At 48.8% G+C, this 23970-nt stretch carries 20 protein-coding genes and 1 riboswitch; of the genes, 14 read left to right on the top strand and 6 right to left on the bottom strand.

All coding sequences use genetic code 11. The annotated features are described in order from the left end of the window. Positions 1-82 precede the first annotated feature (82 nt). Positions 83-2068, bottom strand: a complete 1986-nt coding sequence (thiC, locus tag AADH33_RS12475; RefSeq protein WP_348549094.1) for a phosphomethylpyrimidine synthase ThiC — start codon at positions 2066-2068, stop codon at positions 83-85. A 289-nt stretch (positions 2069-2357) separates the two neighbouring features. After that, a riboswitch (TPP riboswitch) is annotated at positions 2358-2474 on the bottom strand. Positions 2475-2746: 272 nt separating this feature from the next. Between thiC and pstS the strand changes: the two genes are divergently transcribed. The 5 genes from pstS to phoU all read left to right on the top strand — a co-directional run bounded on the left by pstS (position 2747) and on the right by phoU (position 7937). Next, entirely contained in the window at positions 2747-3913 is a 1167-nt protein-coding gene (gene pstS / locus AADH33_RS12470) for a phosphate ABC transporter substrate-binding protein PstS (protein WP_348549093.1), read from the top strand. A 209-nt stretch (positions 3914-4122) separates the two neighbouring features. Continuing rightward, positions 4123-5076 carry a phosphate ABC transporter permease subunit PstC gene (pstC, locus tag AADH33_RS12465; protein ID WP_348549092.1) on the top strand — a complete coding sequence of 318 codons (954 nt, stop codon included), beginning with the start codon at positions 4123-4125 and terminating at the stop codon, positions 5074-5076. A gap of 85 nt (positions 5077-5161) precedes the next feature. Then, a complete protein-coding gene (pstA, locus tag AADH33_RS12460; protein WP_348549994.1) occupies positions 5162-6049 on the top strand; it encodes a phosphate ABC transporter permease PstA in 888 nt (295 codons plus the stop codon). A gap of 251 nt (positions 6050-6300) precedes the next feature. Further along, on the top strand, positions 6301-7059 hold the full coding sequence (pstB, locus tag AADH33_RS12455) for a phosphate ABC transporter ATP-binding protein PstB (RefSeq protein ID WP_348549993.1): 759 nt from the start codon (positions 6301-6303) through the stop codon (positions 7057-7059). Positions 7060-7157: 98 nt separating this feature from the next. Continuing rightward, on the top strand, positions 7158-7937 hold the full coding sequence (phoU, locus tag AADH33_RS12450) for a phosphate signaling complex protein PhoU (RefSeq protein ID WP_348549091.1): 780 nt from the start codon (positions 7158-7160) through the stop codon (positions 7935-7937). A 112-nt stretch (positions 7938-8049) separates the two neighbouring features. On the opposite strand, the gene AADH33_RS12445 is transcribed toward phoU, so the two are convergent. Next, positions 8050-8340 carry an oxidative damage protection protein gene (locus AADH33_RS12445; RefSeq protein ID WP_075101388.1) on the bottom strand — a complete coding sequence of 97 codons (291 nt, stop codon included), beginning with the start codon at positions 8338-8340 and terminating at the stop codon, positions 8050-8052. 306 nt (positions 8341-8646) lie between these two features. Then, the gene (argH, locus tag AADH33_RS12440) at positions 8647-10020 is read right to left on the bottom strand and encodes an argininosuccinate lyase (protein WP_348549992.1); all 1374 of its coding nucleotides are present in this window, start codon (positions 10018-10020) and stop codon (positions 8647-8649) included. A 113-nt stretch (positions 10021-10133) separates the two neighbouring features. Between argH and AADH33_RS12435 the strand changes: the two genes are divergently transcribed. The 7 genes from AADH33_RS12435 to AADH33_RS12405 all read left to right on the top strand — a co-directional run bounded on the left by AADH33_RS12435 (position 10134) and on the right by AADH33_RS12405 (position 17564). Then, positions 10134-11285 (top strand): histidine kinase, encoded by a 1152-nt coding sequence (locus tag AADH33_RS12435; protein WP_348549090.1) that lies wholly within the window; start codon positions 10134-10136, stop codon positions 11283-11285. A 323-nt stretch (positions 11286-11608) separates the two neighbouring features. Further along, positions 11609-12346 carry a LytR/AlgR family response regulator transcription factor gene (locus AADH33_RS12430; protein ID WP_348549089.1) on the top strand — a complete coding sequence of 246 codons (738 nt, stop codon included), beginning with the start codon at positions 11609-11611 and terminating at the stop codon, positions 12344-12346. A gap of 142 nt (positions 12347-12488) precedes the next feature. Next, complete coding sequence (locus tag AADH33_RS12425; RefSeq protein ID WP_348549088.1) at positions 12489-13565, top strand: RNA-guided endonuclease InsQ/TnpB family protein; 1077 nt, start codon at positions 12489-12491, stop codon at positions 13563-13565. Positions 13566-13741: 176 nt separating this feature from the next. Beyond that, the gene (gene hemC, locus AADH33_RS12420) at positions 13742-14776 is read left to right on the top strand and encodes a hydroxymethylbilane synthase (protein ID WP_348549087.1); all 1035 of its coding nucleotides are present in this window, start codon (positions 13742-13744) and stop codon (positions 14774-14776) included. A gap of 90 nt (positions 14777-14866) precedes the next feature. Next, positions 14867-15961: a uroporphyrinogen-III synthase gene (locus AADH33_RS12415; RefSeq protein WP_348549086.1), complete on the top strand. Its 1095-nt coding sequence runs from the start codon at positions 14867-14869 to the stop codon at positions 15959-15961. A gap of 99 nt (positions 15962-16060) precedes the next feature. Beyond that, positions 16061-17014, top strand: a complete 954-nt coding sequence (locus AADH33_RS12410; protein WP_348549085.1) for a hypothetical protein — start codon at positions 16061-16063, stop codon at positions 17012-17014. A gap of 67 nt (positions 17015-17081) precedes the next feature. After that, positions 17082-17564: an acyl-CoA thioesterase gene (locus AADH33_RS12405; RefSeq protein ID WP_348549084.1), complete on the top strand. Its 483-nt coding sequence runs from the start codon at positions 17082-17084 to the stop codon at positions 17562-17564. A gap of 126 nt (positions 17565-17690) precedes the next feature. On the opposite strand, the gene ribBA is transcribed toward AADH33_RS12405, so the two are convergent. Beyond that, entirely contained in the window at positions 17691-18803 is a 1113-nt protein-coding gene (gene ribBA / locus AADH33_RS12400) for a bifunctional 3,4-dihydroxy-2-butanone-4-phosphate synthase/GTP cyclohydrolase II (protein WP_075101396.1), read from the bottom strand. A 306-nt stretch (positions 18804-19109) separates the two neighbouring features. Then, a complete protein-coding gene (locus AADH33_RS12395; RefSeq protein ID WP_348549083.1) occupies positions 19110-20399 on the bottom strand; it encodes a replication-associated recombination protein A in 1290 nt (429 codons plus the stop codon). Between the two features lie 330 nt (positions 20400-20729). Between AADH33_RS12395 and AADH33_RS12390 the strand changes: the two genes are divergently transcribed. Both AADH33_RS12390 and AADH33_RS12385 read left to right on the top strand, forming a co-directional pair. Further along, positions 20730-21233 (top strand): type IV secretion protein Rhs, encoded by a 504-nt coding sequence (locus tag AADH33_RS12390; protein WP_348549082.1) that lies wholly within the window; start codon positions 20730-20732, stop codon positions 21231-21233. A 264-nt stretch (positions 21234-21497) separates the two neighbouring features. Next, a complete protein-coding gene (locus AADH33_RS12385; protein ID WP_348549081.1) occupies positions 21498-22490 on the top strand; it encodes a hypothetical protein in 993 nt (330 codons plus the stop codon). 125 nt (positions 22491-22615) lie between these two features. Here the strand turns inward: AADH33_RS12385 and gltA are convergent, their stop codons facing one another. Further along, positions 22616-23896 carry a citrate synthase gene (gltA, locus tag AADH33_RS12380; protein ID WP_100748689.1) on the bottom strand — a complete coding sequence of 427 codons (1281 nt, stop codon included), beginning with the start codon at positions 23894-23896 and terminating at the stop codon, positions 22616-22618. Between the last annotated feature and the right edge of the window lie 74 nt (positions 23897-23970).

Raw genomic sequence — 23970 nt, 5'->3', positions numbered from 1 at the left:
ATGTAAAGATAAAATAGTTTGCAATAAAAAGCGCTACTTATGAGTAGCGCTTTTTTGTGAATTAAGGATTAACATTAATCGCTTAAACCTCTTTATATAGCTGTCGCCCCTCGCTATGATATTTTTCAGTCATCTCTTTCATACCTTGTTCAATCTCAGCTGCACTCATTGCCTCTGTGCCTAAGCTTTCTGCCGCATCCAAACCTTTGGCGTACTCACGGACGTTTTGGGTAATTTTCATCGAACAAAATTTAGGGCCACACATTGAACAAAAATGCGCCGACTTGTGCGCGTCTTTTGGCAGCGTTTCGTCATGATATTCGCGGGCGGTATCAGGGTCGAGCGCTAGATTGAACTGATCATCCCAGCGGAACTCAAAACGCGCCTTAGACAAGGCATTATCGCGAGCTTGCGCGCCTGGGTGGCCCTTGGCGAGATCAGCGGCATGCGCGGCGATTTTATAGGTGATAATACCGTCTTTCACATCCTTTTTATTCGGCAGTCCTAAATGCTCTTTTGGTGTCACATAACAGAGCATGGCGGTGCCAAACCAGCCAATCATCGCCGCACCGATGGCACTGGTGATATGGTCATAACCGGGTGCGATATCGGTGGTCAGCGGCCCTAAAGTATAAAACGGCGCGTCGCTGCAAATCTCTAACTGCAAGTCCATATTTTCTTTGATGCGGTTCATCGCCACATGTCCGGGGCCTTCGATCATCACCTGTACATCGTGCTGCCATGCGATTTTTGTCAGCTCACCAAGCGTGCGCAGCTCACCGAACTGCGCTTCGTCATTAGCATCTTGCAAGCAGCCAGGACGCAGACCATCGCCTAGACTAAAAGCCACATCGTACTGCTTCATGATCTCACAAATCTCTTCAAAATGGGTGTATAAAAAGCTCTCTGTATGATGAGCAAGGCACCACTGCGCCATGATAGAGCCGCCGCGAGAGACGATACCTGTGAGTCGATTGGCCGTCAGTGGCACATAGCGCAGCAGCACGCCTGCATGAATGGTGAAGTAATCAACGCCTTGTTCGGCTTGCTCGATAAGTGTATCGCGGAATATCTCCCACGTCAGGTCTTCGGCGATGCCGTCGACTTTTTCTAATGCTTGATAAATGGGTACCGTACCGATGGGCACAGGCGAGTTACGAATCAGCCATTCGCGGGTCTCGTGGATATGATTGCCTGTCGACAAATCCATGATGGTATCAGCGCCCCAGCGCGTCGCCCAGGTCATTTTTGAAACTTCTTCATCGATAGAGGAGCCGAGCGCTGAGTTACCGATATTGGCGTTAATCTTTACCAAAAAATTACGACCGATAATCATCGGCTCAGACTCAGGGTGATTGATATTATTTGGGATGATGGCTCGACCAGCCGCGACCTCACTACGCACAAACTCAGGGGTGATGATTTTTGGCGTATTGGCACCAAAGCTCTCGCCGTAATGCTGACGCATATCGGTCAGCTCATGCTGCTTTTGCGTCTCACGAATGGCGATATATTCCATCTCAGGGGTGATGATACCGCGGCGCGCATAGTGCATCTGGGTGACATTGCCTGCTTTACCATTGACTTTTTTGGCGCGGCGCGGCTTATCGATATGGGTAAACCGTAGATTGGCTGTGGTGATATCACGCGCACGCGCTTGCCCGTATGAGCTGGACAAACCGCTTAGCTGCTCTGTATCCCCGCGCTCGGCTATCCAGCCCTCGCGCAGTTTGGGCAAGCCGCGGGTTAGGTCAATTTGGGCATCAGGGTCGGTATAGACGCCTGAGGTGTCATAGACATAAAACGGCGGGTTTTGCTCCCAGTCGGATTCATCAACGCCTTGGATGGGGGTGGGGTCCAGAGTGATCTTGCGCATCGGCACTTGAATATCAGGTCTAGAGCCTTCGATATAGACTTTTTGCGAGGCGGGGAGAATGCGGTGTAGGTCGCGCGCGTCTTCTTCAAAGCGCGTGTCTCTGGCGCTACGGTGCGCAGGGGTTTTTAGGGCGTCGGCTTTTTTGTCAGAGGCGTTTTGCTGGGTCTTTGGAGGTAGGGTTGAGGTTGTCATATGCTGTCCTAGCGTGTTGGTTTTTGAATAAAAGCAACACCGCCAGAAGCTGCGGGGGTAGCACTTATCATCTAGGCAATTTTTGCTGCGTCGTCGTCACTGGCTGTCAAATCTATCATCGCAAAAACCTGCCTTCGCGGAGGATGTCATCAACCTGTAAGCGACGCTTGGTATCTCTCATCATTGCTTCGCACTACTTAACGCTATAAAGCTTAGCACCACAAAGTGGGCATTTAGGCTAACAGTCATGAGGATAACGGGGCATTTCTGCCCGTGTCTGCCTTATATAATACAGTGCTGAAGACTTCCCTGCGTCGGTACTAACCGCATCAGGTTCGGCGGGTGATCTCTCAGCGAATGTACAAAGGCAGTCAGCCATTCGTACACCGCACCCCGAGTCTGTCAGTGTTGTAAATCAGTCTCATACTAACAAACTTCTGCCGTGAGGGCTACTGGTGTTTGACCATCGGTATGTCAGTCAACGTGCGCATGAGGCTCTGAATCATGACACGCAGGCTAATGAGCGTTAGCCTTAAGCGGCGACTGATTTGACCCTATTTATCACGCATATAAAAGAGTTGGGCGGTTGTCATCAAACTGTCATAAAAACTTGTCAAGATGTCACACATGCCACCAATCATGCTTTGTTCAATCGTTGTTAAACTTTAGGAGTCCTACATGCGTTATTCGTTATTGGCAGTCGCCGTTAGTTGCACCTTAGTACTCACCGCTTGTAATAAATCCACCGACACCGCAGAGTCAGCAGCGCAGAGTGACACCAGCGCGGCGACAGTGGCCGAAACCACCAACACAGCGACATCCTCTCCAGCAAGCGATTTTAAATCAGCTGAAAACATCGCCATGAACATCACTGGTGCGGGCGCGTCGTTCCCGCAGCCTATCTATGCCAAATGGTCCTATGACTATAATGCCGCGACTGGCGGTCAGGTCAACTATCAGTCTATCGGCTCCTCAGGTGGCATCAAACAAATCCAAGCAAAAACCGTCGACTTTGGCGCATCTGACGCCCCGATGACCCCTGAAGAGCTGGACGCGGCAGGCCTTATTCAGTTTCCGACCGTTATCGGTGGTGTGGTACCGATTGTCAATATCGATGGCGTGGGGCCAGGTGAGCTAAAGCTGGACGGCGCAACCTTAGCCGATATCTATCTGGGTAAGATTAGTAAATGGAATGACCCTGCTATCACTGCCATGAACCCAGATTTGACCCTGCCAGATGCTGCCATTACCACCGTGTTTCGCTCAGATGGTTCAGGCACGACTTTTAACTTTACCGATTATCTGGCCAAAGTCTCAAACGATTGGAGTGACAGCGTGGGTGTCGATAAAACCGTCAAATGGCCTACCTCTGCCACAGGGGCAGGCGGTAAAGGCAACGAGGGCGTATCAAGTTACGTCAACCGTATGAAAAACGCTATCGGCTACGTCGAGTATGCTTATGCCAAGCAAAACAACATGGCACACGCTGCCCTAAAAAACGCGGCGGGCAACTTCGTACAGCCATCCGCTGAGACCTTTGCCGCGGCAGGTGACATTGATTGGTCACAGCAAGCAGGCTTTTATAAAGTCATCACCAACTCTGAGACCGAGCAAGCGTGGCCCATCGCTGCTGCCACCTTTATCTTGGTACACAAGCAGCCAGAAAACCCGCAGCAAGTGGCTGGCGTGCTGAACTTCTTTGATTGGGCGTATGCCCAAGGTGATGATAGTGCCATGGCGCTTGATTATGTGCCTTTCTCCGATACCGCAGTGGCACTGTTTAAAGACAAGTGGAATGAAGTCAAAGGTCGTGATGGTCAACCCGTCTACACACCGGCTCAGTAGTTTTTCTATATATGTATAGCAGCACTTGTAAGCCCCTTTGAGACACCTATTCTCCGGTGGTTGTCTCAAAGGTTTTATCACAACAAATTTAAAAATAGCGTCATCCATTACCGTTAATAGCACCCTTTATTAAGGTTTCGTTTGCTGTGATAAGACCTGATGAGTCTTTTCAAGATTTTGATTTAATATTATTTAATGCTGAGACACTTATGAATGATTTAAGGTCGCAACTGGCAAAACAAAAACGTTACGACGCACTATTCGTCAATGCCACCAAGGCATTTGCCATTCTCGTACTGCTATCTTTGGGCGGTATTTTGCTCTCTTTGATCATTGGCGCTTGGCCGAGCATTCAAGCATTTGGCCTTGGGTTTTATACCAGTAATAACTGGGATACGGTCGCTAATGAGTACGGTGCGCTAGCGCCGATCTATGGCACGCTGGTGACGTCCTTTATCGCTATTTTAATTGCCGTGCCAGTCAGCTTTGGTATCGCGATATTCCTGACCGAGATGTGTCCAAACTTTTTAAAAAAGCCTCTCGGCATCGCCATTGAGCTGCTGGCAGGTATTCCCTCTATCATCTACGGTATGTGGGGACTGTTTGTCTTTGCGCCGTTTTTTGGCGATCACATTCAGCCGTGGTTTATCGAACACGTTGGCCCTTTGCCTATCATCGGTAAGCTGTTTACCGGTGCGCCAATGGGATTGGGCATGTTTACCGCCTCTCTTGTCCTTGCCATTATGATCATTCCTTTTATCGCCGCCACCATGCGCGATGTTTTCTCTGTGGTGCCAGACCTGCTCAAAGAGTCAGCTTATGGCATGGGTGCGACCACTTGGGAAGTGATGTTTAAGATTATCTTGCCCTATACCAAAGCAGGCGTGGTCGGCGGGGTTATCTTGGGGCTGGGTCGGGCACTGGGCGAGACCATGGCCGTGACCTTCCTTATTGGTAACGCCTTTAATATCAGTCCAAGTCTGTTTACTTCTGGCGTCACCATTACCTCAGCACTGGCCAATGAGTTTGCCGAAGCCTCTAGTGAGCTACATCTGGCCTCGCTGCTGCACCTTGGCCTCATACTATTTATCATCACCTTTATTGTGCTGTCGCTGGCTAAGCTCATGCTGTTGCGTATGGACCAAAAAGCAGGCAATCGCTAATACATAACGACACACAGACGATAGCGATATACAGGCTGACAAAAAATCTTGAAAAATGGAAATGAGTTTTATGCCTACTAATACGATGCACTCAGCGTTACCTGCGCAGACTGGCTTTGATAGCCGTTACGACAAGCGTCTTTATAACAAACGGCGCTGGGCCAATAAGCTGGGTTTGGGTTTTGCCATGTCGGCGATGGTATTTGGCTTAATTTGGTTGTTTTGGATACTGGTGACGCTGTTTGTCGAAGGCTTTCAGGGCATGATACAGATGCCTATCTTTACTGCCGATACGCCGCCGCCAATGAGCGAAGGTGGTCTACGCAACGCCATTGTCGGCTCGGTGATGTTGGCGTTTTCGGGATTATTTATCGGTGCGCCCATTGGCCTGATGACAGGGATTTATTTGTCTGAGTTTGCGCAAGGCAGCCTGCTTGGCAAAGTGACGCGCTTTTTAAATGATATTTTGCTCTCTGCGCCGTCGATTGTCATTGGTCTGTTTATTTATGCGTTGATGGTCAAAGGCCAAAGCTTTTCTGGGTGGGCGGGCGCATTAGCATTGGCACTGATTGTAGTACCAGTGGTGGTACGCACGACAGAAAACATGCTCAATCTGGTGCCCAATAGCATTCGTGAAGCAGCCTATGCACTGGGCACGCCCAAGTGGAAGATGGTCACGCAAGTGACGATTAAGGCGGCTCGAGCGGGGCTGACCACTGGTGTGCTGTTGGCCTTTGCCAGAATCACCGGTGAGACGGCGCCCTTGCTATTTACGGCATTGAATAATCAATACTTTAGTACCGATATGAGTCAGCCGATTGCTAACTTGCCGAACACCATTTATCAGTTTGCCATGAGTCCTTATGACAATTGGCATACACTTGCATGGGCCGCTGCATTGCTGATTACCGCTTCGGTACTGGTACTCAATGTCTTGGCAAGGTTTATCGGTGGTCGCAGCTCCAGCAAATAGTAGCCAGAGTCGATAACGCCTACCGCCAAATCACCTTATATATAGCAGTTACCTAAATTTATATTCATCAAGCTATGTTGGATAATATTATGAATGATGTCATAAGCAAGACTAGCACAACAACTGATAGTAGTAAGACGGTTAAGACTACCGACAATTTATTAAATAGATCGATGGCGACGGTCACACAAATGTCGCAGCCTGATATAGCAAACTTAAACAAGCAAACCCTACATGATATCCCCAAAGACATGCCAGCAGCGAAGATACAGATTCGTGATTTAAGCTTTTATTACGGGGATTTTCAGGCGCTAAAAAACATCAATATCGACATTCCTGATAAAAAAGTCACCGCCTTTATCGGCCCGTCAGGTTGCGGCAAGTCAACCCTGCTCCGTACCTTTAACCGTATGTATGATTTATATCCTGGCATGCGTGCAGAAGGCAGTATCAACCTCGATGGCAAAAATATCTTGGGCAAAGACATCGATGTCAATTTGCTACGTGCGCAAGTCGGTATGGTCTTTCAAAAGCCGACACCGTTTCCGATGTCTATCTATGACAATGTCGCCTTTGGTGTGCGTCTTTATGAAAGACTAAGCAAAGCTGAGCTAGACAATCGGGTGGAATGGGCACTAAAAAAATCGGCACTATGGCCGGAGGTAAAAGACAAGCTCAAAGCCTCAGGTTTGTCGCTATCAGGTGGGCAGCAGCAGCGTCTGTGTATCGCTCGTAGTGTCGCTACCAAGCCTGAAGTGCTACTGCTTGATGAGCCAACTTCGGCACTTGACCCACTCTCGACAGGCGCCATTGAGGATTTGATTGAAGACTTAAAAAAAGACTATACCATCGCCATTGTCACTCACAACATGCAGCAGGCGGCGCGCGTCTCAGACTATACGGTATATATGTATCTGGGCGATATGGTTGAGATGGGCGAGACGAATCAGATATTTACCACGCCGGCGCAAAAAGCCACGGAAGATTATATTACGGGTCGTTATGGCTAATGCTGTACAGATTAAGACTATCGTTAATTTTCAATAACAACAATACAGCTATGCCAGCAGCACGCCATCAATATACAGATATTTAGGGAATAACTCTCATGCAAAGTGATAAGCATATCTCCAAAAGTTTTGATCAAGATTTGGATGAAGCCATTCGTCTGTTTTTGGTGATGGGCGACCATGCAGCCAGCCAAGTTGCCAAAGCCATTCACGCGCTTATCGACAAGGATGACACACTGGCGCAAGAAGTCATCGAGATGGATTTTGAAATCAATCGGCAGGAAGTCGAGCTCGATGAGCATATCTTGTTATTGGTCGCCAAGCGTCAGCCTGCGGCCAGTGATTTGCGTTTGGTGATGTCCATCAGTAAAGGCGTGGTGGATCTGGAGCGCATCGGTGATGAAGCGGTTAAAATCGCTCAAATGGCCAGTAAGCTCACTGCGCAAGAAGGCAAGTCAGCGTATGGCTATGCAGAAGTCCAGCATCTGAGCAATCAGGTGCGTCTGATGCTGCACAATGCGCTGGAGGCTTTTAGTCAGTCCAATGCTGAGCAGGCGTTTGAGGTAATGCGCAATGATGATGTGGTCAATGAGGAGTATCAATCAGCGATTCGTGCCTTGATGACTTATATCATGGAGGACGCGCGTCAAGTCTCCAAGGTCATCAATATCATGTGGATACTGCGTGCACTTGAGCGGATTGGCGATCATGCGCAAAACATCGCTGAGCTGGTCATCAACTATATCAGTGGCCAAGATGTACGCCACTCAGACTATGCTTTGGTCGAAAAAGCGGTGCAAGAAGCCAATGAACGGATAGCCACGCGCCAAAATGATGATGTGATAGCGACAGATATCGCACCGCCAGCTAGCGACTAGCGATAAAAAACTGAGCAATGGCCTTTAAATATCCATTAAAAACGCGCTATTTAAAGATAGCGCGTTCCGATATTTAACATACTGATATAAATATAAAAGTGATGCTGAGTTTTTATTTTTCTGGTGTCCAGCCCTGCGCGCGCTCATAATCCTCGTTGTCCAAAAACTTCTCACGCTGCTCGGTCAAAAACTTTTTGGCCTCAGGGTCCATCATGCTGAGATGGTTTTCGTTGATTAGCATGGTTTGCTGCTCTAGCCATTCTTTCCACGCTTTGTCAGAGACTGTTTCTTGTAGCTCTTTGCCTTTTTGGTTGGGGAAGGGTGGGTGCGGCATTTTTGGCAGCTCTTGCTTGTATTTGCGGCAAAACACGGTATTGGCTTGCGGGTTAAAAGTCTCAGTCATTAGAGGCTCCTTATAAACTATGAATATCACCCTATGATAACGATCTGAGTAAATTTAGCAAAGGCTATCGGGTGTATAGACGGTAACAGCTAAGTTGTTTGATGAAAGTTTTGGCGATGTGATGACAAAAAAACACCCGCGCTAGGTTATAAGTGCTAGGCGCGGGTGTTGTATAGTGAGTTCAGGATAAAAAAGATACAGTGGGACTGGGATGAATCTTACGCAGCATCTGTCCGCACAGGCACAGCACGCAAGGAAAATTTATACCCGTTCTGCGTCGAAATATCATGTCTCTGTTTATGCAAATTATGCAAAAGCTTTTAAGCGCGCGCGTCCATTAACCACCGCTTGCTTGACCTGATTGGGCGCGGTACCACCCAAATGATCACGGGCGGCGAGTGAGCCCTCTAGCGTTAAGTAATCAAAGACATCATCGCCGATCGCGTCGCTAAATTGCTGAAGCTGCGCCAATGACAAGTCACTTAAATCAACGCCTTTTTTGATGCCTAAAGCCACCGCGTTGCCGACCACTTCATGGGCATCACGGAATGCCACGCCTTGACGTACTAGGTAATCTGCCAAATCAGTCGCTGTCGCATAGCCCTTCATGGTCGCTTGACGCATACTGTCTTTATTTGGTGTGATGTTTGGTAGCATATCAGCGAATGCCAGTAGCGAACCTGTCAAGGTGTCGACACAGTCAAATAACGGCTCTTTGTCTTCTTGATTGTCTTTATTATACGCAAGCGGTTGGCTTTTCATCAGACTTAACAATGTCATTAATTGACCAAAGACCCGCGCCGCTTTACCGCGTACCAGCTCTGGCACGTCAGGGTTTTTCTTTTGCGGCATGATCGACGAGCCAGTACAGAAGCGATCGGGTATCTGCACAAAGTTAAACTGCGCCGACATCCATAGGATAATCTCTTCGCTCATACGCGACATATGCATCATAAGGATAGAGGCCGCTGAGGTAAACTCAATGGCAAAATCTCGGTCTGAGACCGCATCGAGTGAGTTTTGGCAAATACCATCAAACCCTAGCAGTCTAGCGGTGATGGTACGGTCAATCGGAAAGGTCGTACCAGCAAGCGCAGCACTACCAAGTGGCATCTGATTGATACGGCGACGGGCGTCGACGAGGCGCTCGGTATCGCGGTAGAGCATCTCAAACCATGCCATCACGTGATGGCCAAAGCTGACAGGCTGCGCGGTTTGTAGATGCGTAAAGCCTGGCATGATGGTGTCCGTATGCTGCTCGGCCAAATCCAGCAAGCCGTTTTGCAATCGCACCAACAGCGCGATGATATTGTCGGTTTCTTCGCGTAGCCACAGGCGGATATCGGTGGCCACCTGATCGTTACGGCTACGGCCAGTGTGTAGTTTTTTGCCCACCGCGCCGACGATATCAGTCAGACGTGACTCGACGTTCATGTGTACGTCTTCTAGGGTGATAGACCAATTAAACTCGCCTGCTTCGATCTCAGCTAATACCTGCTGTAGACCATCGATGATGGTCGCCACTTCATCAGCGGTCAAAATCCCGCATTCTTTGAGCATGGTCGCATGAGCGATAGAGCCTTGGATATCATGTCGGGCAAAGCGTTGATCAAAGCCGACCGAAGCGGTAAAAGCGGCCACAAAGCTGTCCGTCGCTTCACTAAAGCGTCCGCCCCACATCTGCTGGCCTGGCGCGCTGGCAGAACTGCTTTGCGCCGCGTTATTTGTTGTAGAGTCATCTGTGCTAGAATCAGAGACTGACACGTTTTTATTTAATTCAGGATTACTAGGGTTTGAAGAGTTGGCGTTCATATCGATACAAGACAAGTCAAGAGAATAAGAACTCAAGTATAGCAAATGATGAGGTTGCCTTACTAGCGGAGCGCTTAGAGTTTTTTATCCCCAAGCTCATGGAAGTCATGAAGCCTTGGCAATGGCTGATTTATATCTTTTTTTGGTCGCTGTTTGTGACGGTGATCGACCGCCATGACCTAGCTACTTGGTCTGACTTTATAATCAAGTTTGGCAGCCGAGTGATACAAAACACCTTAAGCATCATCCCTTCTTTATATATCATCGATTATCTGCGCCCTGTCTTTAAGAGCATGAGCATACCCAAGGTCAGTATGTATGTGCTCGCCATCCTTATGCTGGCCTCTGCTGTCTCTATGGTGCTGGTCTTGCTGGTCATGATAAACATGGGCTGGCACGAATACAGCCTACAAAACTTTGTGTTAGAAGTGATTTTTGACTTAATCCTTGCAGGCGGTTTTACCTTGGTGTTTTTGTTGTACTTTTTGCGCCGTTATCGTGAGATGAATGCCCTGAATCAATCCTTTGAGCACAAACTAAACGCCCAAAACGACTTAATCAAAGCCCGTATCACGCCGCATTTTTTCTTTAATACCATCAACACACTGGTGTCGCTGATTGAGTCCAATCCAGCGCGCGCCTCCCAGTTGCTACAACACGTCTCCGCGCTGTTTCGCGCCAGCTTTAGTGGCGCGCGTGAGATCAGCTTTGAAGAAGAGATCGCTTTGTGTGAGCACTATTTGGCCATCGAGTCTAGCCGGCTATCTGACAAGCTTGATGTCACTTGGCAACTGCCAGATGAAGACATTATGTATGACATGGTCATCACCGCTTTGACGCTGCAAAGTGTGCTAGAAAAAATGCTCCTCAACGTGGTGGAGATGACCACAGAGACGATTTTTATTCATATCAAAGTCACTTGGTATGAGCACCGCGTCAGCATCACCATCAGCGTCCAGCTCCCCAAAAAAACCTTGATGATCAATCATGACTTGCGCCAGCACATGAATTTTTATATCCAAGCAGAGCGTCTGCGCTCGTACTTTGGCCAAAGCGCCGATATCAGAAGCAAAGTGACCAACAGCCAAATCATTACCTTGATTGATTATCCGCTACAAGACGTCGGGATATAGCGGTCTGTCATCTAGCTATCTGCAAGCTAGCGATTATCAATAGATACCTATTACTAATACAAACTTTTGTTTAATGCTATTAATATAAAGTATGGCACAGTTATTGCACCATACTGTTTAAATTGGCACGATAATCGTCAATATCTAATATGTATTTGACCGATAAATAAGCGCTGCCGCTGCCCAAATTAAATGTTCAGAATACCTGCAATAATCAAACATTTTTTTATGCTAAGTCCTAGGGCGTTAGTGTTATTATTGATAGTAGGTTGATGAATTATTTCATTAAATCGTATTAAGTATTTCCTAAAACAGGAGTTTGCATGCGGATCGTAGTCTGCGATGATGAGCCATTGGCGCGTGAGCGTTTGGCCAGAATTGTACAAGAGTCAGGCCATCAGGTGGTGGCACAAGCCACGACAGGGGCAGAAGCCATTGTCGCTGTCAAAACCCAGCAGCCAGATATCATATTATTAGACATTCGTATGCCTGAGATGGATGGGGTGCGCTGTGCGCAAGCGCTGAACGAGCTTGAGCATCCGCCAGCCATTATCTTTGTCACCGCCTACGATCACTATGCCATTGCTGCTCTCAAGGCCAATGCCATCGGCTATTTGCTCAAACCTGCCAATAAAGACGAGCTGCTGGAGGCGCTAAACAAAGCCAAAAATCTAAATGCCGCCCAGCTCAACGAAATCCGTAAGCTTGAGGACCCGACAGCGCGGCCAATACGTGAGCATATCGCCGCTCGTACCCATCGCGGTGTCGAATTGATTAAACTCACAGATATCTACTACTTTACTGCCGATCAAAAATACGTCAAAGTCCGTCACAAGGATGGTATCGTATTGATTGATGAGACACTAAAAGAGCTTGAGCAAGAGTTTGAAGACCGGTTGTTCCGCGTCCATCGCAATGCCATTATTAATCTGAGCTTTTTGGACTACTTAGAAACCTTGGATGCCGGCCAATATCAAGTGCGCTTTAAAGGCGTCGATGAGACATTGGCGGTGAGTCGTCGCCACCTGCCAGCGTTACGTGATAAAATCCAAAGCATGTAAAGCGCTATCTGTAACTGACTGTTTTTATCAACCAGCGCCTGATATCTACATCCTTCTAGGGCGTGGATATCAGGCGCCAGTCGTTGTCGTACAATATTGCGAATACCTTGATAAACAACTGCATTGAGATCATAATTATCCTATGAAAACGCTCAAGCTACGCATCAAAGACAAACACGCCACTCAGCTCAATATCTTGGCTGGGTCGGTCAACTTTGTCTGGAATTACGTCAATGAGCTAAGTTTTAAACACCTTAAGCGCACAGGTCAATTCTTTTCAGCTTATGACTTGGCCGCTTATACCAAAGGTAGTGGCGAGTATTTAAACTTGCACAGTCAAACCTTGCAAGCGATTAGTGAGGTTCACGCTAAATCCCGTAAACAGTTTAAAAAAGCCAAACTAAACTGGCGCACCAATAATCCTCAAGCCAAACGCAAGTCTCTTGGCTGGATTCCTTTTAAAAAGACCGCGATTAAACATATCAGTACGCGTCAAAGCGGTAAAAAGTCTCTAAAAAGCACCCTGCAATTTAGCTTAGCTAACCGTCAAAAGCTCACAATAGACCTATGGGATAGCTATAACCTCTCGCTCTACAACATCAACACTTGCGAATTAGTACAAGACAATAGCGGCCACTGGTACGCCTGTGTCACCGTTAAAGATTTTCCAAAGATTAAGTGTGGTACTGGCCAAGTCGGTATTGATCTAGGTTGTAAAGATGCCGCAGTCAGTAGTGATGGTGACAAACTACAAACCAAAGTCACGCATCAATACGCTGAAAAACTGGCCATTGCCCAAAGAGCCAAAAACAAAAAGCGGGTCCGTGCCATTCATGCCAAGATTAAAAACACCCGCCAGGATTTAATTCATAAATTCACATCAAAGCTTGTTAAGGCCAACAGCTTAATCGTTGTTGGAAAGATCAAATCAAACTCATTCACTTCATCCAAACTGGCCAAATCCGTCTATGACGCAGGTTGGTTTGAGATTAAGCGGCAACTGGACTACAAATGCGCGAACGCAGGTTGCCACTATATCGAAGTCAATGAAGCGTACAGCACCCAAACCTGCTCGTGTTGCGGCTCCCGCCAAGACAGTCCGAAAGGTAGATCAGGGCTTGGTATAAGAGTATGGTTTTGTCGTTCTTGTAAAACGACCCATAACAGAGATGTTAATGGAGCGAAAAACATTCTCGCGGTCGGGCTTGGCCGTCTTTAGTAGGAATCCCCTCACTTTAGGGAGGGGAGGAAGTCAAGCTTAAATAGGGGTATTTTTTTGCGTCAGCGTTTACTATCAACGAGTGATAGCGCCCATTTTTGTGGCAAATCGACCGTATCGTTTCATGCAGAGATGATTCGCACTGATATTGTATATCAAACTTATTGAGGCCTTTTATGAGCAATCTGCAGCAACCTGCTTTGACTACTTTAAACATCGCCACGCGCCAAAGCCCATTAGCCTTATGGCAAGCTGAGCATATCCGCGATCGTCTGTTGGCGCTATATCCTGAGATGACGATTAATATGCTAAAAATCGTCACTAAGGGTGACAAAATTTTGGACACGCCACTGGCAAAAATTGGTGGCAAAGGTTTGTTTGTTAAAGAGCTTGAGCAAGCGCTTTATAATAAAGACGCAGATATCGCCGTGCATTCGCTAAAAGATGTGCCCATGCAGCTGCCTGAAGGCTTGACGTTGGGGGTATACTGCAAGCGCGCCGCCCCAACCGATGCGTTTGTGTCCAATACATACGATAGTATCGATGAGTTGCCGCAAGGCGCTGTCGTTGGCACCTCAAGCTTGCGCCGTCAGTGTCAAATCAAGGCTTATCGCCCAGATCTACAAATCAAAACCCTGCGCGGTAACGTTGGTACCCGTTTGAGCAAATTGGACGCAGGCGAGTATGACGCGATTATTTTGGCCACCAGTGGTTTGCAGCGTATTGAGCTGGACGAGCGTATTCGCGGTGAGCTGGATATCGATGCTTGTCTGCCCGCGGTTGGGCAAGGGGCGTTAGCGATTGAGTGCCGCGAGGGCGATGATGCAGTATTGCAGCTATTGGCACCGCTAAATGATAATAAAGCGCGTATTCGCCTGATTGCTGAGCGTTCCCTCAACCGTCATTTAGAAGGCGGCTGTCAGGTACCGATCGCAGCCTATGCGGTCTTGCAAATGGCAAACGAGACCGAGGATGACCGTGCGAAAAATACCGAAAATGGCAACAATGACGACGGCAACATATTGTGGCTGCGCGGGCGCGTGGGGCAGGCCGATGGTAGTGAGCTGCTAAAAGCAGAAAAACGCATTGCCTTAACTGGTAGCCAAGACGAGCAAGAAGCTCAGGCCAATCAGCTGGGTATCGATGTGGCTGATATGTTACTTGCAGACGGTGCAGGCGCTATTTTATCAGCGATTTATGATACCAAATAACACGTAGATACCGCCGTCTAAGCTGCAAGCCCGTAATTAAGACGAGTTTGCGACTTCTTTATTTCTTTCGATTTTTGTCATGGTACGTCTATGTCATCCACCTCATCTCATCCAACATCTACCGCTCGGTATAAGAGCGCGGCCCCATCAGCACCTGCGCGCGTGGTCATCAATACCAGACCGGTAGAGCGTGCCGCTCCGCTGACGCAGCATCTACAAGCTGCGGGTCTAAGCGTGGTAGAGATTCCGATGCTGACGCTACAGCCGCGTCCTACCACAGATGCGGACATGGCGCTGATGCGTCAGTGGTTTGCAGGCGACTATCAGGCACTGGTCATCGTCAGTCCTACGGCAGCAGCAGCGGGACTAGCGGTTTGGCAAGCGCTTGCCCGCGAGAGCCATGCCCAGCACTCTGAGACGAATGGTGATAACCAAAATGATGAAAGCCAAAAAACCACCGAGCTGCAAACCCTCAGCGCCCCCAGTCACTTGATTGCGGTAGGAGAAGCGACAGCTGCGGTCTTAAATGAAGCAAAAGTCAAGGCGGCAAGCTATCACGTGCTGCAGCCGCGCGTGGCCAATAATGAAGGCATGCTTGCGATGCCAGAGATCGACAGCTTGCAAGCAGGGGACAAGCTACTGGTATGGCGCGGTCTTGGTGGCCGCCGTTTATTGGTCAACACGTTACAAGCGCGCGGTGTCCATATCGATAGCATCGCTTGGTACGAGCGTATTATGCCTCATGAGGCCTGTACGCAATACAATCAATGGTTACAGCAGTTTGCTACGGCCGCTTCTTTGCCTAGCTCTCCATCATCAACATTAGCATCAGCACCAGAACTTGCAGAGCCAGCAGCGCCAAGCGCCGCTCAGCATCCACAGCCTATACCCAAACAGTCAAAACCGGTCGTTATAGTTAGTAGTGCCACCGCCTTTGAGCATTGGCGGCAAGTGGTCAGTCAAGGTAAGCGACAAGCAACTGATGAGACGAGTGCTAAGGATACTGTAAAGCAGCCATTGGCAGACAGTACAGGGACTGATGGGTTGCCCAAGCTCAAGCTGTCGGACTTTGCTTATGTGGTGCTGGGTGAGCGCTTGGCCAATATGGTTGCCGATGAGCAGTTGAGCTACTGGCGGGTGGAGGATTTGGCACCAGCCACCATACTGGCTGCGATCAGTGCTTGATACGCCTAGGATATGGCTGTTTTGTCATCAGGATGCTTATTCCCGTTTTATACGGCTTGCGACAACCATGACCCAATCTACCAGTAACGGTGCTGTACTATGTCTATGAACCCTGAGTCTTCATCCAAGGACCCTTCTACTATTCAGCAGCGCCGGCAAGCAAATATGCTACTCATACGCTTGCAATGGCTGACGATTTTATTGCTTATCGCCGCCTTACTTTGGTTATATATCAGCCAGCAGCGTTTTGAGCAGAGTGTCCATGAGCGTCTGCAAAGTAACGAGCAAGTCGTCAGCCGTTTAAACGAGATGGATGATCGCTTGTTTGCCATGAGTCAGCAGACGCTACCTGAACCACGCGTGGCAGCCAGTAGCCAAGCGCAAAATCAGCTGGATTTACTACGTATTCAAATAAAAGCGGTGGATAGGTTGCTGGTGGATAACAACGATAGCGCGGCGATTGATTTGCTGCGGGGGCTACACTGGCAGCTGTCGCAAAGCAGTAATGAGATTGCCCCTGCGCTGACGGTGGTGATTAAGCAAAGCCTGCTAAAAGATATTGAGCGCCTACAAGCACAAAGCGCGCAGCCAAGCCCGTGGCAGATGCACAATTTGGCCATGCAAAATATCCAAACCTTTTTGCAGCGCCATGAGCGTTACGACCATAAAGAGGGTAGCAAGGACAATAAAACCCCAGCTGAAGACACAGCTAAAGACAAAGAGGCACTGACCCGTAGGCAGCTGGCCATCCACGAGACCATTATGACGCTCAATTTGGCCATGCAAGCCAGCAATATGCGCGACCGTGAGCAGCTCATCAGTTATCTGTCGCAGGCGCGCAAACAGCTCATAACCTTCACACCAAGCGCTGATGAGCGGCAGAAACAGACACAAGCCAACCTGCAAGCGTCAGATCAAACGGCCAATATCACGATGATGCAAGCCCCCAACGATGTGGCAGAGGTGATAAATTGGCTAGATCAATTGATTGTCGAAGCACCCAAGCCCACGGCGCTATTGACCACGCAAGTCTTAGCCAAACCGCAGCGCTAGTCGCTGGGTTCTTGACGATAAGACACACCCAAATAATAAAAAACAGGATGATAAAAAAGGACACTTTATGAACCGCTCTCTACCAGCCGACTTACCGACAGTCAATGAGCCCCTGCCGACTGAGCTGGCTCACTATCCCGTCATCCATCATCAGCCGATTCACTGGGGCGAGATGGACGCCTTTAACCATCTAAATAACGTGGTGTTTTATCGTTATGCTGAGTCAGCGCGTATCGCTTATCTGCAGGCATTAGGCATGTTTGATGGCAGCATGGTGACGGTATTGGCGCAGTCAAGCTGTCAGTATTTGCGTCCTGTGGTTTACCCTGATACTTTGTTATTAGGGGTGCGCTGCCAGCGCTTGGGCCGTACCAGTATCGTGATGGAGTATAGTTACTATAGTACGGCGCAAAGTTTGGTAGTGGCGACGGCTGAGGCGGTGGTGGTGCGTTTGGACAGCGCTGGCAAAGACAAATTGCCGTGGAGCAGCGCCGAGCGCACGCGCCTATTGGCATTAGAAGCGACCGTTGGTCATACGCCTGAGGTTTGAGCGCCAACTTTTATAAAAATTACTTGCACATAAAAAAAGCACGCTCAATTTATAAGCGTGCTTTTTTTATGATTGATAAGGCTATTTAATCACTATCGAATAGTGATTAAATAACGATCACAGCGCCTAGCCTTGCTTGGGTGCATGCACAAAATCTACTACGTTTAGATCAAAACCTGATAGTGCATAAAACTTCATGGGTGATGACAATAAGCGCATATCACGCACGCCTAAATGACGCAAAATCTGTGCGCCAACCCCGATGCTACGATACGGCTGCTGGGTGATGGTTGATTGCGATTGATTGTCCGCCGCTTTATCCAGCGCATCGCCTAGATCAACGGGCTGATTGCTACCAATCCAAACCAGCACGCCGCGCTCCGAGGCGCTGATTTCTTCCAACGCTGACTGTACGCTCCAGCCGCTACGACCCGTCATATCGTTTTTGGCGGCAAACAAGTCACGCAGCGGATGGAAGCCATGGACACGGACAGTACTGACGCCTTCGCTGACATCGCCCTTGACCAACGCCAAATGCGTCTCTTCAGCGCCAAACTCACGGAAGCGGTGCAAGGTAAAAGTCCCATGCTCGGTCTCAAAAGGACGGGTCTCTACTTCTTCTACCGTTTGCTCGTTAGCGATACGATAATTGATCAGATCAGCGATTGTGCCCATCTTGATGCCATGCTCTTTGGCAAAGATTTCAAGATCGTCACGACGTGCCATCGTACCATCAGCGTTGATGATCTCGACGATGACCGCTGCAGGCTCCAGTCCCGCTAGGCGAGCCAAGTCGCAGCCTGCTTCGGTGTGGCCGGCACGGTGCAGGACGCCGCCGTTTTGTGCCATGATAGGGAAGATATGGCCGGGTTGTACGATGTCTTCGGGTTTGGCTGATGCAGAGACCGCTGCCTGAATAGTGCGCGCGCGGTCAGCCGCTGAGATACCTGTGGTGACGCCTTCAGCCGCTTCGATAGACACCGTAAAGTTGGTGCTAAACTTTGCTTCGTTGCGATCAGACATCAGCGGTAGTGCTAGCTGTTGGCAGCGCGCTTGCGATAGGGTCAGACACACTAGGCCGCGAGCATGGGTGATCATAAAGTTGATGTCTTCAGGGCGCACATGGGTGGCGGCCATGATGATATCGCCTTCGTTTTCGCGGTCTTCATCATCCATCAAGATGACCATTTTTCCAGCACGGATGTCTTCGATAATCTCAGGAATGGTATTTAAACTCATAGTAAGTCTCAATATTTTATTATGTGTAGATAGGTGTGAGGTAACATATATAGCATGATCTGCCTATTGTAACAGCCGCTGAGGCCATAAGCTGTTGCGATTAGGCAACGCGCCGCTTGCTACATCTATTCGATGATGGGCACGCCCCGGCTATAGGTACGGACGCTAGGCACGATTGCCTCATTGCTTATATATCATTATGAGGACATTTTAACGTTTTTCATCCTATCGTGCTGCCCCATCTCCAAACTATATCCCGAAGTCTGTCAAAAACAGCGTTCAGTATTACTAATAAACGGGCAGGTTTTAAGAGTTACTGGCAGATTGGGATTTTAGCCAATCCATAAACTGCTTGCTGTGCTGTTCTCGCTGATTATCAGCAAAGTGATAAAAGCGCGTACCCAGCAGCGTATCTGGAAGATAATGCTGCGGATAATAATGATTGGGGTAATCGTGTGGATAGGCGTAGCCCTGCCCGTAGCCTTGGTTTCGCATCAATTTGGTCACGCCATTGCGCAGATGTAGCGGTACGGGAGAGGCGTCTTTTTCTGCCAAGGCCATCGCCGCATTTATCGCTTTATAAGTGCTGTTGCTTTTGGCACTGGTCGCCAAATACACCACCACTTGTCCTAAGATAATGCGCGCCTCTGGCATACCGATGGACTGAACGCTACGCAGGGCGGCATCAGCGAGGAGTAGGGCATTGGGGTTGGCATTGCCGATATCTTCGCTTGCCAAGATGACCAAACGCCGCGCGATAAACTCAGCTGGCTCTCCGCCCACCAGCATCCGCGCCATCCAGTAGAGCGCTGCATCAGGGTCGGAGCCGCGCACGGACTTTATCATGGCGGAGACAATGTCGTAATGCTGCTCGCCGTCTTTATCATAGCGTACCAGCGCCGTTTGCGCGACGCGAGCGACCAGCGCATCATCGATGATCAGCGGCGATTGTCTGGTATCCGCCGTTTGTATGGCCAGCTCTAGCAGGTTAAGCGCCTTTCTAGCATCGCCGTGCGCCAGTTGGCTAATGGTGTCTTGTGCCTGCAAATCCACGGCCAAGTCTTTGAAAATGCTATCTTCTGAAATGGCGCGCTGCAATACGGCGGCGATTTGCTCGGGTGTCAGTGGCTCCAAACGATAAACCTGACAACGCGATAGCAAAGCATTGTTGACGCTAAATGAGGGGTTTTCGGTAGTTGCCCCAATCAAGGTAATATCCCCAGACTCGACCGCGCCAAGTAAGGCATCTTGCTGCGCTTTGTTAAAGCGGTGTATCTCATCGATAAACACCACCGGCGACTCAAAGCTCAACGAGTCCTTAGTCTCCAGCACTTCGCGTAACTGCTTGACCCCCGTATTGAGTGCCGACAACGCATGAAACGGCCGACCCACGGCATCAGCCAATAGCATAGCAATGGTGGTTTTGCCGATGCCTGCCTCACCGTGCAAGATAATGGAGGGCAAATGGCCTTGCTCGACCAAGCGTCGCAGCGGTGCCCCAGCCGCCAGCAGATGCTCTTGACCGATGATAGCATCGAGCGTCGCTGGGCGCATGCGCTGGGCAAGCGGGGTGTCGGCATGAAAGTTTGGCGGCATAACAGTCTCTATGGTTGATCAATGGGGCGGCAAAAGGATAGTCAATATAAAAGCACAGGCTCAGTATCAAATTAAAATGTATCGACTATCTACCATAGGATATCAATGACGCATAGCACTATCCTAGCACTCCTTACCCTACTGTATAACTTCTGTCTTCGCGGCTTTTATTTTTATATCAAAAGCCTTATTAAACAAATAAGACAGCACCAGTTATAAAAGTACTTGTACTTCCTAGGTGTTTATCTAGGCACTTATATCCTATATAACGGCACTTATCCTATATAACGGTACTTATATTATGCACCTACATAACGGCATTGATTGTTTATGATACGTGAGACCATACAGCAGTTATTGAGCCAAGCGCGGCGTTTATCAAGTCATCAGCGCCCAAAGAGACGGTCGCGCCATCTGAGCGCAGGTGAGGTTGCGCTGGCTCGCTCGGTATTTGGCGACAGTATTAGGCTGGAGGATGTGCAATTAAAAACAGCGTGGTGGGTGCTTAGACATTATGCTGTCAGCCCCAATGGGCATATTTACTTTCATCCAGCAGACTGGATCACAGATTTTAGCCAGTCCTCCTTAAGTAAGCAAAGCTGGCTGATACATGAGCTAACGCACGTTTGGCAGCTACAGCAGGGTATCAAGGTGGTACGCGGGGCGTTGGTCGATCGGCGTTATGACTACGTATTTACAGTCGGCAAGCCCTTTTTTAAGTATGGTATCGAGCAGCAGGCGCGTATGGTGCAAGACTATTTTGTCCGTCGCCAGCGTGGTCAGGACTGCCGTGATTTTGAGCGCTGTATACCGTTTTTGACGACCGTTTCTTGAGTCTGAGGTCACACGTTTAATGCCACAAGTCTACAGTTGACACAAATCTACTGTCAATGTCGCTAGCTCGACACTCCGTTCACAATTGACGCTTCTTATTGGGATCAATAACCACTATGATAAAAGTATGCTAAATGGTGCTATGAGAGGTTTATGACCTAGACGCTAGCACAGTATCGCCAGCATCGGATGGCGGTGATACGCCTACCTTTTATTATTTTGCGTCAACTCATTGTTTTGCGTCAACAAAGGATATGTACTCTGATGTATAAATTTTTACCAGATAAAGCAAAGGGTCATGATACCGCTCATGATAGTCATATGAATAAAACACCCTCACCTAATAGTAAATATGCTGCCACGACTATACTGGCTGCGACGTTGAGTGGTGCATTGCTACTCGGCGGCTGCCAACAGCAGACCGAGACCGCGCCTGTCGTCGATGATAGCCAAGCGACTGAGCAAGCAGCTAGCGAAGACAGCAAGCCTGTACCGCAAAGTGAGTCGGCGGCGGCGCGTATCGAGCAGTTTGAGCCAATTTATGTGACGCAAATGCAAAGGTTGCAGCGCCGGCTACAGGCCGAGTATGAGTCGCTGCAAGCGGCAGACTCGACCCAAAGTGCAGAAGATTTATTGTTAAATAGTGCGGACACAGCAGGCGATAATACGACAAATAGCGGTGACGCCACGGCTGCCAATAACAATAGCAACGTCGATGCTAATGCCAATTCTAATACTAATATCAGTGCTAATGCCAATGCCGCCGCGACGGCTCAAAATAGTGAGCGTGGCGATGAGGCAGCAGCAGACATCAATACCAGCACAGAAGTGGGTGAGCGCGATTTGACCGTCCTCAAACGTATTAGCCTCGAGCCGCGCAAGCCTGTCATGCAAACAGAAGATGAGATCATCGACAGTTACCAGCAGGCAATGGCGGCACTTTATCAGCCAGTGATCACGCCGCTGAGCGCTGACGAGGTAGATACCTTGATAAACATAGCGACTTTGGTGCCGCAACTGTTTGAGCATGCTGAGATTGCAGGTAGGCTCAGTGCCAAAAGTCCGGCGCTGGCACGTCTTATCATTCAGCATCAGGTTTGGGAGCAGATAGAGGCGCAGCAAGTCATCGATATGCAGCAAATGAAGCTCAATCAACAACAAGAGTTTGAAGCGCTTATGGCCAAGTTTAACGAGACCATCAAGGGTTATGATGAGCAAATTGCCAAGTACGAACAAACGCTTAAAGCATTTGAATAAACAGCTACCGCTCAAGCTATGACGGCGACAGCCAGCATCACAGTGCTTATCTATCGTTCATAAAAAATCCCGCACTTAGCGGGATTTTTTATGATTATTTTATACACATGCCGTATCTAAGCAGATTACTTGCGGTCTTCTACTTTGACAAAGTCACGATGCGTCTCGCCAGTGTATAGCTGACGTGGGCGACCGATTTTGAACGGTGCGCTGTGCATCTCTAACCAGTGGCTGATCCAACCTGAGGTACGCGCCAATGAGAAGATCACGGTAAACATAGACGTTGGAATACCAATGGCTTTTAGGATGATGCCAGAGTAGAAGTCAACGTTTGGATACAGGTTACGCTCAACGAAGAACGGATCTTCTAAAGCGATTTTTTCTAGTGCCATGGCCAGTTCAAGCTTAGGATCGTTGATGCCTAGTGCGCCGAGTACTTCATCACAGGTCTCTTTCATGACTTGGGCGCGTGGGTCGAAGTTTTTGTAAACACGGTGACCAAAGCCCATGAGCTTCACTTCACGGCTCTTCACTTTTTCCATAAATGCTGGCACGTTTTCGACAGTACCGATTTCATCTAGCATCTCAAGCACAGCTTCGTTGGCGCCGCCATGTGATGGACCCCAAAGGGCGGCGATACCAGCGGCGATACAGGCGTAAGGGTTGGCACCCGTTGAGCCAGCTAGGCGCACAGTAGAGGTCGAGGCGTTTTGCTCATGGTCTGCGTGCAAGGTGAAGATTTTGTCCATCGCGCGGGTGACCACGTCGTTTGGCTCATAGTCCACATCAGCAGGCGTGGCAAACATCATGTACAAGAAGTTTTCCGCGTAGCTAAAGTCGTTGCGTGGATACATGAACGGTTCGCCCTGCGAGTATTTATAACTCATCGCCGCAAGCGTTGGCATTTTTGCGATCAGACGAATGGCAGTGATTTCGCGGTGCTCTTCGTTGCTGACGTCTAGGTTGTCATGATAAAACGCTGACAAGGCACCCACAACGCCCACCATAATCGCCATTGGATGCGCGTCACGGCGGAAGCCTTCAAAGAATTTACGTAATTGGTCATGTACGCCTGTGTGCTTACGGATTTTTTCAAAAAAGTCCGCTTTTTGCTCGGCGTTTGGCAAGTCGCCATGAATCAAGGCATAGGCCACTTCTAGGTATTCAGCATTGTTTGCTAACTGGTCGATAGGGTAGCCGCGGTGCAACAGCTCACCTTTACCACCGTCGATATAGGTAATTTTTGACTCAACAGGAGCGGTTACTTTGAAACCTGGGTCATAAGACCAAAAGCCTGAGTCTTGTAGAGCAGCAATATCGATAACTGGGCGCCCTAAAGTACCTTTGATGATAGGAAGTTCGTATTCTTCACCATTGACGGTTAGTTTGGCATTAGTGTCAGCCATAAATTGCTCTCCATTGATTTAACTTGTTAGAATAAAATTACTATAGACGCATACCCTCGCGCCCAGGATTACTA

Source organism: Psychrobacter sp. KFRI-CH2-11 (assembly GCF_038239325.1).
GTDB classification, from domain to species: Bacteria; Pseudomonadota; Gammaproteobacteria; order Pseudomonadales; family Moraxellaceae; genus Psychrobacter; species Psychrobacter celer.
This window is presented reverse-complemented; position numbering and strand designations above follow the sequence as displayed.

Excerpts from the sequence above, each read along its gene's own strand:
- thiC (WP_348549094.1), bottom strand. The coding sequence starts at position 2,068 with ATGACAACCTCAACCCTACCTCCAAAGACCCAGCAAAACGCCTCTGAC.
- pstS (WP_348549093.1), top strand. The coding sequence starts at position 2,747 with ATGCGTTATTCGTTATTGGCAGTCGCCGTTAGTTGCACCTTAGTACTC.
- pstC (WP_348549092.1), top strand. The coding sequence starts at position 4,123 with ATGAATGATTTAAGGTCGCAACTGGCAAAACAAAAACGTTACGACGCA.
- pstA (WP_348549994.1), top strand. The coding sequence starts at position 5,162 with ATGCACTCAGCGTTACCTGCGCAGACTGGCTTTGATAGCCGTTACGAC.
- pstB (WP_348549993.1), top strand. The coding sequence starts at position 6,301 with ATGCCAGCAGCGAAGATACAGATTCGTGATTTAAGCTTTTATTACGGG.
- phoU (WP_348549091.1), top strand. The coding sequence starts at position 7,158 with ATGCAAAGTGATAAGCATATCTCCAAAAGTTTTGATCAAGATTTGGAT.
- AADH33_RS12445 (WP_075101388.1), bottom strand. The coding sequence starts at position 8,340 with ATGACTGAGACTTTTAACCCGCAAGCCAATACCGTGTTTTGCCGCAAA.
- argH (WP_348549992.1), bottom strand. The coding sequence starts at position 10,020 with ATGTGGGGCGGACGCTTTAGTGAAGCGACGGACAGCTTTGTGGCCGCT.
- AADH33_RS12430 (WP_348549089.1), top strand. The coding sequence starts at position 11,609 with ATGCGGATCGTAGTCTGCGATGATGAGCCATTGGCGCGTGAGCGTTTG.
- AADH33_RS12425 (WP_348549088.1), top strand. The coding sequence starts at position 12,489 with ATGAAAACGCTCAAGCTACGCATCAAAGACAAACACGCCACTCAGCTC.
- hemC (WP_348549087.1), top strand. The coding sequence starts at position 13,742 with ATGAGCAATCTGCAGCAACCTGCTTTGACTACTTTAAACATCGCCACG.
- AADH33_RS12415 (WP_348549086.1), top strand. The coding sequence starts at position 14,867 with ATGTCATCCACCTCATCTCATCCAACATCTACCGCTCGGTATAAGAGC.
- AADH33_RS12410 (WP_348549085.1), top strand. The coding sequence starts at position 16,061 with ATGTCTATGAACCCTGAGTCTTCATCCAAGGACCCTTCTACTATTCAG.
- AADH33_RS12405 (WP_348549084.1), top strand. The coding sequence starts at position 17,082 with ATGAACCGCTCTCTACCAGCCGACTTACCGACAGTCAATGAGCCCCTG.
- ribBA (WP_075101396.1), bottom strand. The coding sequence starts at position 18,803 with ATGAGTTTAAATACCATTCCTGAGATTATCGAAGACATCCGTGCTGGA.
- AADH33_RS12395 (WP_348549083.1), bottom strand. The coding sequence starts at position 20,399 with ATGCCGCCAAACTTTCATGCCGACACCCCGCTTGCCCAGCGCATGCGC.
- AADH33_RS12390 (WP_348549082.1), top strand. The coding sequence starts at position 20,730 with ATGATACGTGAGACCATACAGCAGTTATTGAGCCAAGCGCGGCGTTTA.
- AADH33_RS12385 (WP_348549081.1), top strand. The coding sequence starts at position 21,498 with ATGTATAAATTTTTACCAGATAAAGCAAAGGGTCATGATACCGCTCAT.
- gltA (WP_100748689.1), bottom strand. The coding sequence starts at position 23,896 with ATGGCTGACACTAATGCCAAACTAACCGTCAATGGTGAAGAATACGAA.